The sequence below is a fragment of the Bradyrhizobium pachyrhizi genome (assembly GCF_029714545.1).
Lineage (GTDB): Bacteria > Pseudomonadota > Alphaproteobacteria > Rhizobiales > Xanthobacteraceae > Bradyrhizobium > Bradyrhizobium pachyrhizi.
The window spans coordinates 2,804,819-2,821,945 of sequence record NZ_CP121667.1 but is presented as its reverse complement, the minus strand read 5'-3'; the positions used below and the strand labels follow the sequence as shown (position 1 = coordinate 2,821,945).

Annotated in this window: 14 protein-coding genes and 2 pseudogenes; 10 read left to right on the top strand and 6 right to left on the bottom strand. The window is 58.3% G+C overall.

Going from position 1 to position 17,127, the window contains the following annotated elements; translation table 11 throughout:
• Positions 1-6 precede the first annotated feature (6 nt).
• Positions 7-858 (bottom strand): aldo/keto reductase, encoded by an 852-nt coding sequence (locus QA639_RS13040; RefSeq protein ID WP_283089947.1) that lies wholly within the window; start codon positions 856-858, stop codon positions 7-9.
• A 19-nt stretch (positions 859-877) separates the two neighbouring features.
• The gene (locus tag QA639_RS13035) at positions 878-1,291 is read right to left on the bottom strand and encodes a hypothetical protein (protein WP_283089946.1); all 414 of its coding nucleotides are present in this window, start codon (positions 1,289-1,291) and stop codon (positions 878-880) included.
• Positions 1,292-1,831: 540 nt separating this feature from the next.
• Here QA639_RS13035 and QA639_RS13030 point away from each other — a divergent pair.
• The 6 genes and pseudogenes from QA639_RS13030 (at position 1,832) to QA639_RS13005 (ending at position 5,328) form a co-directional block, all read left to right on the top strand.
• Positions 1,832-2,137 carry a hypothetical protein gene (locus tag QA639_RS13030; RefSeq protein ID WP_283089945.1) on the top strand — a complete coding sequence of 102 codons (306 nt, stop codon included), beginning with the start codon at positions 1,832-1,834 and terminating at the stop codon, positions 2,135-2,137.
• Positions 2,138-2,204: 67 nt separating this feature from the next.
• A complete protein-coding gene (locus QA639_RS13025; RefSeq protein ID WP_283089944.1) occupies positions 2,205-2,561 on the top strand; it encodes a hypothetical protein in 357 nt (118 codons plus the stop codon).
• Positions 2,562-3,163: 602 nt separating this feature from the next.
• On the top strand, positions 3,164-3,400 hold the full coding sequence (locus tag QA639_RS13020; protein ID WP_283089943.1) for a hypothetical protein: 237 nt from the start codon (positions 3,164-3,166) through the stop codon (positions 3,398-3,400).
• Positions 3,401-3,680: 280 nt separating this feature from the next.
• Positions 3,681-3,977, top strand: a pseudogene (locus QA639_RS13015) (glycosyltransferase); the annotation flags it as partial.
• 586 nt (positions 3,978-4,563) lie between these two features.
• Positions 4,564-4,932, top strand: a pseudogene (locus QA639_RS13010) (PRC-barrel domain-containing protein); the annotation flags it as partial.
• Between the two features lie 15 nt (positions 4,933-4,947).
• Positions 4,948-5,328, top strand: coding sequence for a PRC-barrel domain-containing protein (locus QA639_RS13005; RefSeq protein WP_346283742.1), 381 nt, complete (start codon positions 4,948-4,950; stop codon positions 5,326-5,328).
• A gap of 790 nt (positions 5,329-6,118) precedes the next feature.
• Here the strand turns inward: QA639_RS13005 and QA639_RS13000 are convergent.
• Positions 6,119-9,067, bottom strand: coding sequence for a formate dehydrogenase subunit alpha (locus tag QA639_RS13000; protein ID WP_283089942.1), 2,949 nt, complete (start codon positions 9,065-9,067; stop codon positions 6,119-6,121).
• A gap of 1,506 nt (positions 9,068-10,573) precedes the next feature.
• On the opposite strand from QA639_RS13000, the gene QA639_RS12995 reads away from it, so the two are divergent.
• A complete protein-coding gene (locus QA639_RS12995) occupies positions 10,574-11,302 on the top strand; it encodes a type 1 glutamine amidotransferase domain-containing protein (protein ID WP_283089941.1) in 729 nt (242 codons plus the stop codon).
• 364 nt (positions 11,303-11,666) lie between these two features.
• Here the strand turns inward: QA639_RS12995 and QA639_RS12990 are convergent, their stop codons facing one another.
• Positions 11,667-12,614, bottom strand: coding sequence for a polyphosphate kinase 2 family protein (locus QA639_RS12990; protein ID WP_283089940.1), 948 nt, complete (start codon positions 12,612-12,614; stop codon positions 11,667-11,669).
• On the opposite strand from QA639_RS12990, the gene QA639_RS12985 reads away from it, so the two are divergent.
• The 3 genes from QA639_RS12985 to QA639_RS12975 all read left to right on the top strand — a co-directional run bounded on the left by QA639_RS12985 (position 12,613) and on the right by QA639_RS12975 (position 13,927).
• Positions 12,613-12,819 carry a hypothetical protein gene (locus QA639_RS12985; RefSeq protein WP_283089939.1) on the top strand — a complete coding sequence of 69 codons (207 nt, stop codon included), beginning with the start codon at positions 12,613-12,615 and terminating at the stop codon, positions 12,817-12,819. The genes QA639_RS12990 and QA639_RS12985 overlap by 2 nt on opposite strands.
• Positions 12,820-13,174: 355 nt before the next feature.
• Positions 13,175-13,375: a 50S ribosomal protein L35 gene (rpmI, locus tag QA639_RS12980; protein WP_141340122.1), complete on the top strand. Its 201-nt coding sequence runs from the start codon at positions 13,175-13,177 to the stop codon at positions 13,373-13,375.
• Between the two features lie 261 nt (positions 13,376-13,636).
• Complete coding sequence (locus QA639_RS12975; RefSeq protein WP_283089938.1) at positions 13,637-13,927, top strand: hypothetical protein; 291 nt, start codon at positions 13,637-13,639, stop codon at positions 13,925-13,927.
• 1,007 nt (positions 13,928-14,934) lie between these two features.
• Here QA639_RS12975 and QA639_RS12970 read toward each other — a convergent pair.
• Positions 14,935-16,509, bottom strand: a complete 1,575-nt coding sequence (locus tag QA639_RS12970) for an aldehyde dehydrogenase family protein (protein ID WP_283089937.1) — start codon at positions 16,507-16,509, stop codon at positions 14,935-14,937.
• A gap of 154 nt (positions 16,510-16,663) precedes the next feature.
• Positions 16,664-16,972, bottom strand: a complete 309-nt coding sequence (locus QA639_RS12965; protein ID WP_283089936.1) for a UBP-type zinc finger domain-containing protein — start codon at positions 16,970-16,972, stop codon at positions 16,664-16,666.
• Between the last annotated feature and the right edge of the window lie 155 nt (positions 16,973-17,127).

The following is a 17,127-nucleotide window of genomic DNA, read 5'->3' as shown; positions in this document are numbered from 1 at the left end:
CTGGGCTCAATGCGTCGCCAGAGGTTGTTTGCGGTGCGGCGGCGGAAAGGTTTCATCGAGATCGGCGAGATCCTGTGGCGTCAAGCGAACGTCTAGGGCGCCACGATTCTCGCGAACATGTTCCGGCTTGCCCGACTGCGGTATCGCACATACGCCGTCCTGGCGTAGCACCCATGCCAGCGCCACTTGTGCCGGGGTCGCGCCGAGACGAGCGGCAATGGTCTTGAGTGTGACATGACGCAACACTCGGCCCTGCTCGATCGGCGAATAGGCCATAACGGGGACGCCGCTGCTCTGGCACCATGGCATGAGGTCGAACTCGATGCCCCGACGCTCGAGATTGTAGAGCACCTGATCGGCCGCGACGTTGGCACCATTGGGCAAGTCGACGAGTTCCTGCATGTCGCCGATATCGAAATTGCTGACGCCCCAGTTCCGAATCTTGCCTGCGCCCACCAAAGCCTCGAAAGCATCGACGGTTTCTTCCAGCGGAGTGAGTCCTCGCCAATGCAGCAGATAGAGATCGATCTCATGCACCCCAAGCCGGGCAAGACTTCGGTTGCAAGCCGCTATCGTGCCCTGTCGTGTGGCGTTCTGAGGCAGCACCTTGCTCACCAGAAAACTCTCGTCGCGCCGTCCCTTGATGGCCTCGCCGACAAGCCTTTCGGCGCCACCGTCGGCGTACATTTCGGCCGTGTCGATCAGATTCATGCCGAGATCGATGCCCAGACGTAGCGCTTTGATCTCGTTGGTCCGGTTCAGCGGATTCTCGGCCAGGTGCCAGGTCCCTTGGCCGAGCATTGGAATGTGTTCACCTGAAGGTAGTTCGATAGTACGGGTGGCCTCCGTCACGGTCATGATGTGACTCCTCTGTCCTTCACGGCAGACTAATTTTCACGCATAGGCCGGCGTGACGAATGGCGCAAAACTGAACATCGCCGCTGCCTGGATGGATAAACCAGATCACCGGCAGGAACGGGTTCAATATCGTGGACCCCGTCACTGGATGGGCCACATATGTCTCGTTTAGCGATGGCCGGCCGATCGTCGGGTCGAGCTTGACGCACGAACCATTGTTCGCTGTCAGGTCACGATAGTTGTAGCGCGCCGAACATACAAACATTTGATTTTCCTTCTTGTCGACTACATAGGCCGTAGCCGTCCGATAAGAGGTGTTGGATTTGACATCCGGCTCAGGGAGCAACTCGTAGCGTACGTTGCCTTGGGCGAACGCTGGCGATACGACAGCGATCGCGAAAACCGTGGCGATGCCTTGCATCATCTTTCGCATGGCCAATCCCGAATGAATAACCCACGCTAGCCCGCTCCTGGAGAGGAAGCGTTGACCGCTGTCAATTCAGGAATGGAACCCGGCATTGCTGGCCGATAGCTGGCAAGAACTGATCAGTCGGTGACTACCCCTCGCCGCGCCGTCGGCGTTCGTGGCGCGCATGATCGCACAGTGTCCGCTCGACAAGATACGCCTCTCATGGAGCTGTGAGATGAGGCGTTACCTGCAAAGGAACGTTGCCCAAGTTGCCTGTCCGGTACGTGGAGCGCTTTGCAGCGACGGGTACACTCGAACTAGTATACATCAATTGTCCGGGCGGCGATCCGCTCTATGGCCCCGCCTCTCCACACTTGCGAATAGCGAACTGCATTCGTCTCAGTGAGGGCTCGCATCTAGCGTGAAGAATAGGCGATCAGCAACCCTCATCACGTCGAGACCTGTTCCAACTCCGCATCGCGGCAGATCCACGCCGCCATCGAGCATTGGCCGCATGGTGACTTCGAGTGTGCGATTGCTCTGGCCAGTACCGCGGCGGAAATGTTGCCCGACGTCGACGAACCCCATTTCCGGGAGCTGCCAAACATCTCGCGCGTCAGTGAGATATCCAACTGGTTGATCCGCGGCGCATCTCGAGAGTGCCTGAAAAGCGGTCAAATCGACACGGTAGTTATTGAAGAGCTCGACACCGTCCTCGCGATCCATCGCGCCATCCTGAAGTTCGAAGCGGTCTTTTGGAAGGACAAGACCCCGCAGATGAAGAGCTTGCGCAATGCACGCGCACGCAATGCAGGTCAAATCCCAATCATTCTAAAATTGCTCGTTGTCAACGACAGCGTTGACTCATGACGTTACCATTCAGATCGCGCCCGAAGCTCCAACATCCCGACGCGAGACTGATGTGTTCGCAACGCGCTTGAAACGACCTATTGCCATTTCGGCTGCTTGTATCCTGGCGCTGGCATCGCCGATACTATCGGCGCACGCCCGCGACGACGGCCGCCACGTCAATTCGCCGCTAAAAGCCTGGTTCGACCAGCTCAGATCGGGCAAGGGACCCTGCTGCTCCGACGCCGACGGCACGGCGGTCAGCGATGTCGATTGGGAAACCCGCGACGGCCACTACCGCGTACGGCTCGACAACCAATGGATTGACGTTCCGGATGAGGCCGTCATCACCGAGCCGAACAGGGTGGGAAGAACCATGGTTTGGCCGATCCGCGACTACATGGGAACCACGGTCCGCTGCTTCATGCCGGGCAGCATGACTTGATTTGAAATGCCGAGGCACCTGATCTTAGCCCAGCGCCAGGGTGACTTCCTCCGCCAGTTCGTTGAGTCCATGGCTTCTGTAAAATCGGCTTCTGAAGAGCCCGCATCCTGCAATTTCTTTCATGATCCATCTCACCATTCTCGCTCATCAATATGAATGGTAAAGAGGGTGCAGTCGGCTCACCGTTTTGGCAAGATCGATGGTATTCTTTTCCGAGATGGGGATGTAAGCCGAAGGTGACGTAGACTTACTCGCGAGGCAGTCTGCGGGCACGCCGACTCCGGCCATCGTATAATACCAGGTGCCTCCGAGAACGGCGAGCCATGTGCCGGCGGCCGCAAAGTAAAGACAAAGCAGAGCAAAGATCGTATCTGAGCACACCGGTCGAGAAAGCAGCATCAGCAATATGGACCATTCGAGAGCGTCTGGTGGCCCAACTGGCGCGGGCTGCTTTTCTAGCTCTGCCGCTCGAGTGCGCCCTTGACAGCCGTCAATTTCCGGCCTGCGCCTCATGTGCTTTATTTTCGCAACCGACGGCAACATCCAACATCGCCAAGCGTTGGGCCCCACTGCCAACCGGTCAAATTGCAAGGAGAGACAGCATGAGAATTTTCGCGATAGGCCTTGCGGTCATTATGACGACTTTGGCCGCATGGCCCAGCTCAGCTCAGGTCTGGGAAGAAGAAGTCGTTCGTCCTCCACCTCGCGTGGTCGAACGCGACGTGATCGTGCGCGAGCCGGCGTGGCGTAGCTACGCCTGGGACGACTGCCGGATAGTAGTCGAGCGCCACCACCGGCCCGACGGCACATTGATCGTTCGCAAAGTCCGGCGCTGTTAGAACTCGCGGACGTGTTCCTGCGCTGGCAGGCGTCGGCGCGGCGAGGATCACGCCATGCCCGCTACGGCGGGCGGCCCGCGAAGAAACCGTCCATCTCAATACGACCGTAGCGGCGTTGGGGGGCCGCGGCGTCACGGATGTCGCAGGTTGGGGAGCTTGGGCTGCACCATGATATTGACCATCTCCTGTCGAGGCAGTGAGTTGCGCCCTTTGGCACTCCCGAACAGTCGACGTTGGATTCGGATTCATGCGAATTGCACAGATTGCCCCCATTGGCTGTTTTCCAATCGAATGGCCAGAGCCGTTCGGCCTTTTATGATCGAAGCAATGGCATGCGCGACGCCAGTAATTGCCTATCGATCCGGCTCGGTGCCAGAGATAGTGGAGGAAAACGTTACGGGCTTCGTGGTCGAGGGTGAGGAGGAAGCATTTCATGCAGTAGCCGCCTCTGCCAGATTGACCGCCGCAGGGTACGTGTACCTTTCGAGGAACGCTTCACACAAATCGTATGGCAAAGGAATACCTCGACAAGTACGAGTCCTTGATGCGCGTCCGAAGGCTCTCGAGGGCAATCTGAGCCCACCGCGCGTTACGCTTCCAAAGTAATTGTCGCCGAAGGAAACACGAGCGTATAAATTCGCATCAGTCAGCTAGGACGCGCCGTCGAAGCAGGTCATGAGAGGCCGGTCACAATGCTATCTGTTTGCTAAGGTTTCGTAGAAATGTCGCTTGCCTGCTGCAGGTCGCGTTAGCTCCTCGAGCATTGACGGCCGGAAAAGTCGCGTCAGATCGCCAGTCCTCGCGTGCGGGGACGCGCTGCGCGACCTTCGAATCGGCCAGCCCGGCCGGTGGTTTAGCGGCTTCAGTAGCGGTGAGCGACGCCTAGCGTGCCAATGGACGCTGATCCCTGACGTTCAATTGGCGTTCTTTACACGCCGCAACGCTCTTCACTTGACGCAAAGGTCGCTATGCGAGCTGGACGTCGAGTTCACCAAACGCGAGCATCCGCAGACCGTGCACGTGCGTTGACGGCCATCAATGCAGCCGACGCGATGGCAGCGTAGCGCTTAGCTGCATGCAATAGGGTGCAAGCCTCCGAAACCATCGATTGGTAATCTGGGGGCCGATGCTCTGATTTCGAATGCCAATCAAGGAGACAATCAATGGTGACTACAATACAGCGCGCACCCGCGACGGAGAGCGGAACTGCGTCTTCCCTGATCGCAAGCGATCGCGTCGAAGGCACTGCGGTCTATGATCCACAGGGCAAGCGCATCGGGAAGGTCGAGCGGCTAGTGATCGACAAGGCCGGCGGCCGCATCGCCTACGCGGTCCTGAGTTTTGGGGGATTCCTCGGTATCGGTGGGACCCACTATCCGATTCCCTGGCCGATGCTGAACTACGATGAAAAGCTCGGTGGATATCGCGTCGACATCACCGAGGAGCAACTCAAGAAAGCGCCGAAGGCCGAGCCAGTGGAAAGCTGGGAGCAAGCGAACCCGAACCGCCACGAGCGGGTCTATGGTTATTGGGAGCAACCCGCCCCGATGCAAGAGGGCCATACTTCTTTCATCATTAGCGACAGCGTGGAAGGAATGCCGGTCTATGACGTACACGGCAAGCGCATCGGGAAGGTAGAGCGCCTGATGATCGACAAGCTCACAGGCCAGATCGCCTACGCAATCCTGAGTTTCGGCGGCTTCCTCGGCATCGGAGAGGACCACTACCCTATTCCCTGGTCGATGTTGACCTGGAATGAAAAGCCCGATGGCTTCCAGGTGGACATCACCGAAGGGGAGCTTAAGAACGCGCCGAAGATCGAGCAAGGGGAACATTGGGAGCAAACAACTCGGGCCCGCAACCAGGACGTCTACGACTATTGGCAGGTCAGATATTATTGGATTGTTGCTGCTTCCGATGTCCCGTGAACACTATCGCGAGGCCTCTCATCGAAGCATCACACCTCGGCGCGCCGCCGAAATCGTCGATTCCTGCGCGCCGGACGCAGTAGCTTCGGTTGGCAAGCCCGCCCCGGGCGCGCGCTCGAACTGACGGCAGAGGGGATAGCTGAGCGGCTCGGTCGCTACGATCTCGCACTGGAAATTGTACATCATAGCGAGCAAAGTCGTGCACTTGGTAGCTGAGGTCCGCCACTAAACCTTGATCCGCCGCAGGGCCTGCCATGCGAACGCCCGTTTGGCGCACCACCATGTATCAGCCGGGCGATCGCTGATGTATCTGTATCGCTGCACTAGACTAACAGCCAACCTTCCAGGATCGCGGCGAGTTTCCGGCGCAACGTCAAATGTCCTGCCCGCACTCCGGTCAGGATTGGTGCCCTCGCGATCCAGCACAGACCACTGCGCTTGCGCGCGTACGCCCGCAGTCCGCATTGCCGACGCGACCCCCGCGACGTCTTGCCGCGAAACTCGAAATTGACCATCGGATATTGCGGCGCCGCGAGTGGGCGGGCATAGAAGCAGTAGCCGCAGCTGATGCACAAATCTTTCGAAGCAGCCTGAGGGCAATCGTCTGTCGGATTGATGCATGTTACACGGCCCCCCCCCACAGGGCCGGACCGTGCAATGCATGCATCGAAACCGAACTTACTTGGCTTGCCGTCATTCTCCAGGAGACGTCATTCTAGTTTTTGCGGATGGTGACGCAGGCATTGCAGCATCTACAAAGGAATTTCATGCACGCCATGGCTCTATCCTCTTACGCCGCCCTGATCTGACAAAGGGTGGCCTTCGGCTCATGCATGCCGGTCGATGGATCGTATCCGTAGGTCGTGAGCGTGTTCACGCTCTCGCCGAGTACGATCGGATCGGCACCTTTCGGATACTTGGGACGCAGATCGATGCCTTCGTACCAACCGGCAAAGTGGAAAGGCATCCAGGCAACTCCCTCGCCTACTCTTTCCGTCACAACGGCCTTCATGCGAGCCCTCGAATTACTCTCCGGCCCGGTTACCCAAACCCATCCGCCATCCTTGATTCCGCGGGCGCCTGCATCCACCGGATTGATTTCGACGAACATGTGCTGCTGCAGTTCTGCTAGCCATTTACTGGATCGCGTCTCTTCGCCGCCTCCTTCGTATTCTACAAGCCGTCCCGAACTCAGGATCAGGGGAAACTGCTTGGCAATGCCTTTGTCAACGGCAGCCTTCTGAATGCTGAAGCCGATATTGGGCACGCGGAATTGCCTGGCATCCGGCAGCGTCGGATAATCAGCCACGAGATCCGGACGGGGGGTGTAGATCGGTTCGCGATGGACCGGAATTGGATCAGGCAAATTCCAGGCGATCATGCGGGCCTTGCCGTTGCCGTGCGGCGAGCAACCGTGCTCGATCGCGACACGTTGAATGCCGCCGGAAAGATCCAGCGCCCATGACACCGCATCGGGATTGGCACGATTGACGCGTTGGATGACCTCCATTTCCTGCGGAGTCAGGTCCTTGTCCCAGCCCAGTTTCTTCAGCACGGCCAGCGTAAACTCGGGGTAGCCGTCCTTGATTTCGGAACCGACCGAATACGACCCATCGGCAAGCAAATTGTCGTGTTGCTCCTTTTCGACTTCCTGCCCGTTCTCCATCACCTTGCGCTTGACGATGCGTTCGACGCCGAACCGCGCGCGGAACGTGCCGCCGCCTTCGCTTACCGGAAGATTGGTATTGTAGAGAATCGGCGTGCCGGGATGTCTGTACTCGGGCGTCCCCCAACACGGCCACGGCAGGCCGTAATAGTCTCCACCCACTTCCGGATCATCCTTCGGCGCCCGCAGGGTGACCAGATCGAATTTGGCTTGGTTCCTCATGTGCGCCTTGAGCCTCTCCGGCGATTGTCCGCAATAGCCCGTCGACCAGCCGCCGCGATTGATCTCGCGCAGAATATCCTCCGCCGGCACCGCGCCGTTTTCTACCTTGATGTTCTTGAACATACGGTCGGCGAAACCCAGCTTGCGCGCGAGCAGATAGAACGTCTCGTAGTCGTTTTTCGATTCGAACGCTGGGTCCACGATCTTCTCACCCCACTGCAGCGAGCGGTTCGAGGCGGTTCGCGAACCATCCATCTCGAAGCTGGTGCAGGCCGGTAAAAGATAGATGCCGTTCTTGCGTTCCGAGAGCACCGACCACGCGGTCGGATACGGATCACACACAACCAGCAGTTCGAGCTTTTCTATCCCTCGCTTGGCTTCCGGCATCCGGGTGATCGTGTTGACGCCATGCCCCATGACGAACAGCGCCTGCACATTGTCGGGCTGTGTGACCTGATCCTTCGGCAATAAACTCGCGTCGAACCAGCGCGTGCTCGGAATTCCCGGACTTTCCATCAGCGTTTTGCTCGCGAAGCGCGAAGCGATCCAGTCGTAATCGATCTCCCATACCCTGCACCAATGCTGCCAGGCATCCTGGGTCAGGCCGTAGTAGAGTGGCAACGTCGTCACATCGAGGCCGAGATCGGTAGCGCCTTGCACATTGGTGTGGCCGCGAAAAATATTGGCGCCGCCTCCGGGACATCCGACGTTGCCTGTCGCCAGCAGCAGTATGCAGCTGGCACGGACGTTCGCTGTACCGGTCGAGAATTGCGTCTGCCCCATAGCCCAGATCAATGTTGCGGGCTTCTCTTTGGCGAACATTTCCGCGACATGGCTGACCTGTGCTTCAGGCAGACCTGTAATACGCTCGACTTCCCGGGGCGTCCACTTCGCGACTTGCTTGCGGATCTCGTCAATGCCGTACGACCGCTGGTGGATAAATTCCTTGTCCTCCCAGCCGTTCTGAAAGATGTGCCAAAGCATGCCGTAGATCGTCGCGATGTGGGTTCCGGGGCGAACACGAAGATACTCCGTCGCGTGCGCGGCCGTCCGCGTCATTCGTGGATCGATGACGATCATGTTGGCCCGGTTCAGCTCCTTGCCTTCAAGAATGTGTTGAAGCGAAACCGGGTGCGCCTCGGCTGGGTTGCCGCCCATAACCATGATGGTCTTGGCATTTCGAATATCATTGTAGCTATTGGTCATCGCGCCATAGCCCCAGGTATTGGCTACCCCGGTGACCGTCGTGGAATGGCAGATACGCGCCTGGTGGTCGGCATTGTTCGTGCCCCAGAAGGCCGCAAGCTTGCGGTTGAGGTAGGCGGCTTCATTTGTGAACTTGGCGGATCCAAGCCAGTACACCGAATCCGGTCCGGACTTCTCGCGAATTTCAATGAGCTTGTCCCCGATCTCGTCGATGGCCTGCTCCCATGACAGACGCGTCCATTGGCCATCGACAAGCTTCACGGGGTAGCGCAAGCGGCGCTCACTCAAGACGTCATCTCGAACCGCAGCGCCTTTGCAGCAATGCGATCCACGATTGATCGGGCTGCCATAGTCTGGCTCCTGCCCGGTCCACACGCCGTTCGTGACTGTTGCGATAACCGAACAACCGACGGAACAATGTGTGCAGATGTTCTTACGGGTGTTAACTGTGGCACCCGCGGGAGGCGGCGGGCCGGCTTCCGCCTGGCGAACGCAACCGAGCGGTAAGTCGCCAAGCACCGCCAGCGCACCGATGGTGACGCCCGAGCGGTTCAAGAAGGTACGGCGATCGATGCCCGTGCGTGGTTGACACGGCGCGACAGCTGCTTGCCCACGACTGCGACGTTCCGACTTCCTGAACAGCATGCGCGCCTCCTTATCGGGCGGGATAGCTGTTGACGCGATAGAAGTTTTGAACCTCGGCTGAGTTCGCCCGGTAACGGGGCTTCCGCTTACCGCTACCCGAGGGCTCAGCCACGATGGGCTCGATGGTCAACGTTCCAGCGGTCGCGGCGGTAGTGCTTACAATCGCCAGGCGAAGCAGATCACGCCGGTACACGGCTGCCTGGACACGTCCCTTCATACACAAGCCTTTCCAAGCGGTTCCAACGGGCGTTGGAGATCAAACTCAATTGCCACTATGCGCACAGCACGAGACGTGGGCATCATGACAAACATCATTTTCTAGACAGATTTTTTCCTCCTGCCCCGTCTACTGCGCGTCGATAGCACAGCTCTCTCCGCTGTGATTGCGAACAGTGAGAGTACCGAGGCCTCCTGCCCTGACCCCGTAGATGCAACAGCAAACCGCAAGGCCGGACCGGCGATGGGGCCATTCATCGGGGCTCTCCCTTCGTGCAGCCACGTCACGCGTTAGTACTTAGGAGAAGGATCAACGATGCTCTTGGTCGCACCGCCCGGCGCGGGTTGCATGTCTGGCGGTGTGCCCCCCTGTGGACTTGTCGGTGGAGCGCCGCCAGTGCCGGTCGATAGTGGGCCGGTCCAGCCCTGTGGCTGGGGTTGACCCTGATTGTCCGGCAAAACTGTGCGCCCGGTACTCCAAGGAGCATCTCCCGACTTTTTATCTTCACTCTGCGGCTGGGCTGCACCCATGGAGCTGCAAATGCCCAGGATGAACGCGGCAAGCGCGACGCAGGTACACGAACTTCGCATGCAGTCTCTCCCTCTTGTCGGACCAGCGGAGCGATGAACCTAAGCCTAGACGCATGATTTCGGTCAGCATCGGCTGGTCGTAATCGAGATTGGCAACCGCAATTCCACCCGAAGCGGCCGTAACAGCGACACAGCTCGAGGAAAGGGTCGGCGGACGACTCAACGACACCTCTGCTTGGCCTACATGATCGACATGGGACATGCGGCAGAAGTCCAACTTTGTTCAGATCAGCCTATTCAGCAGCGTCGAATCTTCTCAACACTCGGCCGTCTTTCGTTCCGGGAGTACGGAAGCGTGGCACAGTATGCCGCTGCAGTTGTCTTAGGGCCTTGACGGGGATCAGTTTTCATGAATGGGAGATGCTCAGCTGAGATCCCCATCAAATGATGATGCTTCAACAACAGACATTCCACGAAAGAGGCCGCGCACCAACTCGTCGCCTTTATCTTGGGGCCGATCACGAGAGTAATCCGGCTCGAAATCAGAGGGACCTGGTCTCTGGTAAAACCGAACAGGCGCTCGACCAGGACGACCTTCGAAAGTTCACCGACAATCAATGTGACGCGACAACAACCAAAAGCCTGTGCCAATCAGCGCTGGTTTGACCTTTGACGGCAAAATTGATGACCCTCAATGAACATCGAACCATGATGCCCGATGCTCCGCCACCAAGTGCCGAGCAGAGGAGTAAACCTGAGATGAGGATATTGATCGTACTAACCTCGCACGACCGACTTGGGGACACTGGGAAGAAGACTGGCCTCTGGTTCGACGAACTCGCTACGCCCTATTACATCTTCAAGGACGCCGGCATCGTTCTCACACTTGCATCTCCCGACGGAGGCCTGCCCCCGGTCGATCCAAGAAGCGAGTGGGCCGAAGCGGAGACCGAAGCGACTATTCGCTTTCAGCGCGACAGTCATGCACAAGCCGAGTTGACGAACACCCGGACGCTGTCGAGCGTTTCGGCCCGCGACCATGATGCCGCCTTCTATCCAGGCGGCCACGGGCCGTTATGGGATCTCGCCAATGATCCCCACTCAATCGCACTGATCGAAACCATGGCCCGCACGCGTCGTCCATTAGGGCTCGTCTGCCATGGGCCCGGCGCGTTGCGTTCTACCAGGGCATCCAATGGGCTGCCCCTTGTCGCCGGCAAATCCGTCACCGGATTTTCCAACCTCGAGGAGGCTGCAATTGAACTGACTGACGTCTTACCGTTCCTGGTCGAAGATATGTTGAGGAACAACGGCGGCAACTATTCCCGGAAAGAGAAATGGCAGCCCTATGCCATCTCCGATGGCGACCTGATCACGGGACAAAATCCAGCATCCTCGGAAGCTGTTGCCAACGCTCTACTCGATCGACTGGGGATCAAGGGCCAGACGCAAAAGTTGGTGACGTCGCGGCTCGGAGCGTTTGAATAGTACTGCGTCCTGCCCGAATGCGGCGCCGGTCAATTGGGAAAATCAAGCAGGCGCTCGTCGAGTGAGCAGCAGCGGTCAGCGACGGGACAGCGCCATCGCCAAAATGATACGGTTATGGCTGTGATCTTTGCGCTGCGCTCAAGTTCATTCTTGGGTTTGATATTCCAGGCAAAGGAGAACTCCCGTGAGCCCCGAAAGCCTTATGCCGTCCTGGTCATCGTCTGTTTTGCAATCGTGCTGATGCGGTGGGCACGCATCGGTACCAATGGACCTGCCAGCATGGACGCATAAAGAAAGTCGCCCCGAACATCCCGGACGCCGCGGCTGTGCTGGCTCTGCTAAGCGCTTGAAACCCTTTCTATGTTCACTTAACCTGTTGACCGGCGACTTTACCGACTTTTCGCTCCTGCCCCTCCGCCAGCAATGCCTTGCGGACCAGCTTGAACTCCTGCAGCGAAGCAGGGTCGATCTTGGGGAACTGCAAATCGAGCCTGTTGAGCGCGCTGACGACAGTGGAGCCGATCACCACTCGCGCGAACCATTTGTGATCGGCCGGTACCACATGCCACGGCGCCGCCTCGCTTGAGGTATGCCTGATAACCTCCTGATACGCCGCTTGGTATTTCTCCCACAGTGCGCGCTCGGCGATATCGGCCATCGAAAACTTCCAGTTCTTCGAAGGCTCATCCAGTCGCGCGAGAAAGCGCTGGCGCTGTTCTTCCTTCGATATGTTGAGGAAGAATTTCAGGATGATTGTGCCATTGCGCGCGAGGTAGCGCTCAAAGGAAGAGATGTCCTCAAACCGCTCGCGCCAGATATTCCTGGTAATCAGCCGGTCGGGAATCTTCTCCTTAGCGCGAATCTCCGGATGCACCCGCACCACCAGGCACTCTTCATAATAAGAACGGTTAAAGATGCCGATGCGGCCACGCCGCGGCAGCGCGATCACGCTGCGCCACATGAAATCATGATCGAGCTCAAGCGTTGACGGCTGCTTGAAGGAATGGACCTCGCAGCCCTGCGGGTTGATGCCCTTGAAGATGCTCTTGATGGCACTGTCTTTGCCGGCGGCGTCCATGCCTTGGAAGATCAGCAGCAACGACCAACTGTTCTGCGCGTAGAGCTTTTCCTGGAAATCACTCAACCGTTTGTGGTTGGCCTCGATAATCTCCTCGCCCTGGCCCTTGTCGAGACCTCCCCTCTCCCTGGTCTTCTGCGATTTGAGGTGAAACTCGCTCGATCCGTCGAAGCGGAACGGAGCTACAAAAGGCCTCAACTCGGCTGCGAAAGAATGCGAAGGCTTTTTGTTCATGGTGGTTGAGGTGTTGGTCGGGGGTGGCCCGCAGTATGAAATCCGGTGCAAAGGTATCGAAAGCGCGATTCGCTTCTTCCTGTTCAACGATCAGCATCGTCTCGTTGGCTGGAATCAATTTCAGCGTGCAACTCTGCGCCGCTTCGTTTGTGACATCGGCGACCGCATTACGTACTTTTACGGTGCGGGAATTCGCAGCATTTAGTTGAACGTTCTTGCGAGGCGATCGTTCATCTTTCCGGTCGGTTCCCTCGAAAAGCGTTACCCCCAGCCAAAGCAAGGGTGCGAGTATGAATATAAAAACTTATCCCGTGGCCTGCTATCGGCGGATACTCTCGGTACAACGGCGCGCAGTGAAGCGGCTGGATCGTTCGCCAAGATTAGGCCCGCCATCATGTTCAGGAAATTCCCAAATAATGGGCCGTGCGTCCGGACGGTTAGCGGCAGATCGTTGATCTAATGCTTCCGCAGGATTTCGCTGTCTCGGATATTCAGAACGAAGCGACGATTGAGGCCATCGCCGAGTCGCTTTGTCATCTCGCAGCCAAAGGAAGGCCAGAATGCCCAAGTTGAAGACCAAATCAGGCGCAAAGAAGCGCTTCAAGGTGACTGCCACCGGCAAAGTAATGGCAGCCCACGCTGGCAAGCGCCACGGCATGATCAAAAGAACCAAGAAGCAGATTCGGCAGCTTCGCGGCACCCGCGTGCTGTTCAAGACCGACGGCGACAACATCAAGAGATACTTCTTGCCGAACGTCTGAGCGCGACCCGTGATCACGCTCCCTCGCGCCCCCGCTCGACCCGGCATGTCGCTTTTCCTCTGCTGGTGGGGACAAAACGGACATTGAATAAGGGAAATGTGAGCAGTTGCGAATTTTACGCTCACGCGAAACGGGCCAAACTGTTCAGTGGTTCTCCTTAGCTAACCACCCCTTGGATCCGCCACCCACCGGCTTGCGATCCGTCAATGCGAATGGCCGGGCCGGGAGGGATATTGAGCCAGCTCAAGCGGAGTGGCGAACATGGATACGGAACAAATCATTCTAGGCCTGTTGCTGCTGCTGTTAGTCGGTGGCGTCGCTTATTACCTGTTGCAGCATGGATCGCAGTCCCTGCGGCCGGATCCGGCAACGCGGCGACAAGCCGACTTGCGACGGCAATCGGAAACCCAGCGGGATTTTCAGCGCGTCTTTTCAATGACGAGCGCGCAGGGGAAGGAGGGCCTGATCAAGCGCTGGATGGATCGGACCGGTTGCGACCGCACGGAAGCCATGCGCCTGGCAACGGAAGAGTGGCGCCGGGATAACCGCTGAAACCCAAGTCTATCTCCAAGTCAGTTAAGCGCTAGGTCCGGTTGCGCCTTTAGCCCTGACTTGCTTTACGGCCGTCAACCAGCCTTCCGACGGACCAACCGGCGCGCATTCTTTCGATCAGGCGGCCGACGACATCTGTCATGAGACCATTCATGACGCCGCCGGACGTTCTTCAGAAAATCAGCTGCACCGTATGCCTCGACCAGCGCATTTTCGCCCGCTGCTTGGATCGACTGTTTGCTGATGCCGCGCCTCGATGGCGTTTCGGGCGCGAGACCTCTATCTAACCATCTCCTGAACTCAGTGCGCTAGTGAGGATTGTCCACGGCCAAGTAGCGACGCATCGTTATATTTGTTAACCATCTGCCATGACATGCACTCATCGATGCGCCGGCCATGTCGAGTGATGTTACGGCAGGACCCGGTCAGAAAACGCGTCGCTTTGAGCTCGGCAGCGTCCAATTCTCCCGGCGCCCTGGCCGTCAGATAGAGTTCGATCAACGGCGTTGCGCCGAACCCTGCGAGCTCAAGGCGCATCATACGACGACATCGGCCGGTCCGCTCCTTGCGTGCGCACATGATGCAGGTAGCTCTGTTCGAGAGTCGCGGAGGTTCAACGCGCCGCGCCGTCCGACCTCCATGATTGATGAGATGGCTGGCACACTGGTTGCCACATTCGCTGTGCCCGAGCGCGAAGGAGCATCGCATGAACAGAAATGTACCCTTAAATTATCTTCCTGATCGCGATGGTCTGCGTTGCCATAGTTCTGATGATCTGGGCCATGAAAGAAACAAGCACCGGACGACGGGAGTTCCAAGCCTCTGACACGCCGCGAAGCACATATACGCAACCCAATGCGAGCCCCGTTCCAGCGGTTCCGGCGCCCAATAACGATACCCATGCCGACAGCGCCAGGGGCAGCAGCAGTCCCCAAAACAAAAGCCGGTAGCGTAGTTTATCAGGGGGGAATTGGCCTACTGAGCAACATCGTCCGTGCTATGCACCTTCAGGACCATGGCCCCTGTACGGCGGAAGCATTCCAGGGAAAGCCTCGCGGCGCGTGCTGTGCTGTCAGCCACTGATCGGTAGTGAAAGCCTCGATGGCCCAAGAGCCGTTGAACCGGCCGAGGCCGGAGTTCTTCTCGCCGCCAAACGGACAGGTCGGCAAATCGATGACAGGCTGATCATTGACATGGGCCATACCGACCTGCATTCGCTGGGCAAAGTGCATGCCCCGGTGCACGTCGCGCGTGAACACGGCGCCGCTTAATCCAAAGCTCGTTTCATTGGCTACAACCAACGCTTCTTCGGCATTGCCGACTCGGAGAATCGGCGCCACCGGCCCGAATATTTCCTCTGCTGCAAGTTCCATTTCGTTAGTAACGTTTATGAAGATATGCGGTGGCAACACCAATCCGTTCGGTTCGCCGCCGAGCACCTGCTTCGCGCCGTCTTCGCGCGCGCGGCCAATGCGTTCCATCAACTTGCGAAGCTGCGAGTTGTTGATGATCGGGCCGACCATGGTGTCACTGTCGCTGGGATCGCCGATTTTCAGCCTCGCGACCCGCGCGGCGAAGCGCTCGACGAACGTATGATAAACGGCCTCCTCGACGATGATGCGGTTAACTGCGATGCAGATCTGGCCCTGGTGCAGAAACTTGCCGAACACTGCGGCCTCGACGGCCTGATCCAGGTCGGCGTCCGCGAGCACAACGAAGGGAGCATTACCACCGAGCTCCAGATCGACACGCTTGATGATCGGCGCCTTCGCCGCAAGTTCCGCGATGTTGCGGCCGACTGGCGTCGAGCCGGTAAACGAAACCACCCGCGGAACGGGATGACTGACGAAAGCGTCGCCGATTTCGCTGCCCGCGCCGACCACGACGTTGAGGAGACCCGCCGGCAGGCCGGCTTCCTCGAAAATTTTCGCTAACAGTAATCCCCCTGTCACCGGTGTATCGCTCGCCGGCTTCACCACGACGGCATTTCCCACCGCCAGTGCCGGCGCGATGGTGCGGTTGCTCAGGTGCAGCGGCCAGTTCCACGGACTGATCGCGCCGACAACGCCGACCGGTTTGCGCCGCACCTGATTTTCCTTGCCCGGAATGTCGGACGGAATCATGCGGCTTTCGACGGCATGCGGCACCGAGGTGGCCCAAAGCATGACGGTATGAGTCACTTCCCACTCGAGGTTCGCCTTGAGCCGCGTGCTGCCGGATTCACTGATCAGCCAATCAACGATTTCGCCGCGGCGCGCTTCCATGATCTCTGCTGCCCGACGAAATACATGCGCTCGGGCGGGCGGTGCTGAGGCAGCCCACTCCACCTGAGCCTTGGCACCCCCTGCAAATGCCGCATCAAGATCGCTGCGATCGGCCTGCTTGATTTCGAGGAGGACATCGTCGGTATAAGGATTTGTGTCAACCAACCTGCTTTCTGACCGGCCGTGGCGACAGTCGCCAGCGATCGGAAGCAGCTCGAAGTGGTCATAAGGTTGCAGGTCTATCGTTTGAACTCGCGCGCCAGGCTGTTTTGTGGCTTCGGCTCGATCGGAATTCCGTTTGGCAGTACGCGCGGCCATGTCCTTCACCTTACCAGATTGGCTTTCGTGACCGACTATGACGATGCTCCACCTTGAGGGCCGTCAACGTCGGGAGCATCATGCGCCGTCAGTCAGTCTCGCTTAGGGCGGCATTGCCCACGCCTTTACAGCCCACCTGCAGCGCGGCATGGCATCAATAAAATCTCGGGATCGGGCCTCCGTGCGGCGTCGGCCGATCCGACAAGTCAAGCATGATTTCATCAACGTAACACCAGCCCCAGCCTTCGGGCGGATCATAGGCTTCAATGATCGGGTGATTGGTTGCATGAAAATGCTTCGTCGCGTGGCGATTGGGCGATTGATCACAGCAGCCGACATGACCGCAGGTTCGGCAGACGCGCAGATGCAGCCATGGATCGCCCAGTTGCAAGCATTCTTCGCACCCAAGGGCACTGGGAACGACGTCGTGAATTCCCGCCAAATGCCTGCAGCCTTGTGCCATTCCGTACTCAATGTCTGTTCTACTTCAATAATAGCATAGCGTGCGGGCCGCCTGGCCTGCCTTGATGGTCGTCAACTTTCCAGTGCTTCTGCCTATCGGGGCTGCATCCGCCATGCGTAGCACTCACCATCATCGGCTCGACAGATCGTGCTTGT

Coding starts and splice junctions, on each gene's coding strand:
- QA639_RS13040 (WP_283089947.1), bottom strand. CDS start 858: ATGACCGTGACGGAGGCCACCCGTACTATCGAACTACCTTCAGGTGAA.
- QA639_RS13035 (WP_283089946.1), bottom strand. CDS start 1,291: ATGCGAAAGATGATGCAAGGCATCGCCACGGTTTTCGCGATCGCTGTC.
- QA639_RS13020 (WP_283089943.1), top strand. CDS start 3,164: ATGAGAATTTTCGCGATAGGCCTTGCGGTCATTATGACGACTTTGGCC.
- QA639_RS13005 (WP_346283742.1), top strand. CDS start 4,948: ATGCAAGAGGGCCATACTTCTTTCATCATTAGCGACAGCGTGGAAGGA.
- QA639_RS13000 (WP_283089942.1), bottom strand. CDS start 9,067: ATGCTGTTCAGGAAGTCGGAACGTCGCAGTCGTGGGCAAGCAGCTGTC.
- QA639_RS12995 (WP_283089941.1), top strand. CDS start 10,574: ATGAGGATATTGATCGTACTAACCTCGCACGACCGACTTGGGGACACT.
- QA639_RS12985 (WP_283089939.1), top strand. CDS start 12,613: ATGGTGGTTGAGGTGTTGGTCGGGGGTGGCCCGCAGTATGAAATCCGG.
- QA639_RS12990 (WP_283089940.1), bottom strand. CDS start 12,614: ATGAACAAAAAGCCTTCGCATTCTTTCGCAGCCGAGTTGAGGCCTTTT.
- rpmI (WP_141340122.1), top strand. CDS start 13,175: ATGCCCAAGTTGAAGACCAAATCAGGCGCAAAGAAGCGCTTCAAGGTG.
- QA639_RS12975 (WP_283089938.1), top strand. CDS start 13,637: ATGGATACGGAACAAATCATTCTAGGCCTGTTGCTGCTGCTGTTAGTC.
- QA639_RS12970 (WP_283089937.1), bottom strand. CDS start 16,509: ATGGCCGCGCGTACTGCCAAACGGAATTCCGATCGAGCCGAAGCCACA.
- QA639_RS12965 (WP_283089936.1), bottom strand. CDS start 16,972: ATGGCACAAGGCTGCAGGCATTTGGCGGGAATTCACGACGTCGTTCCC.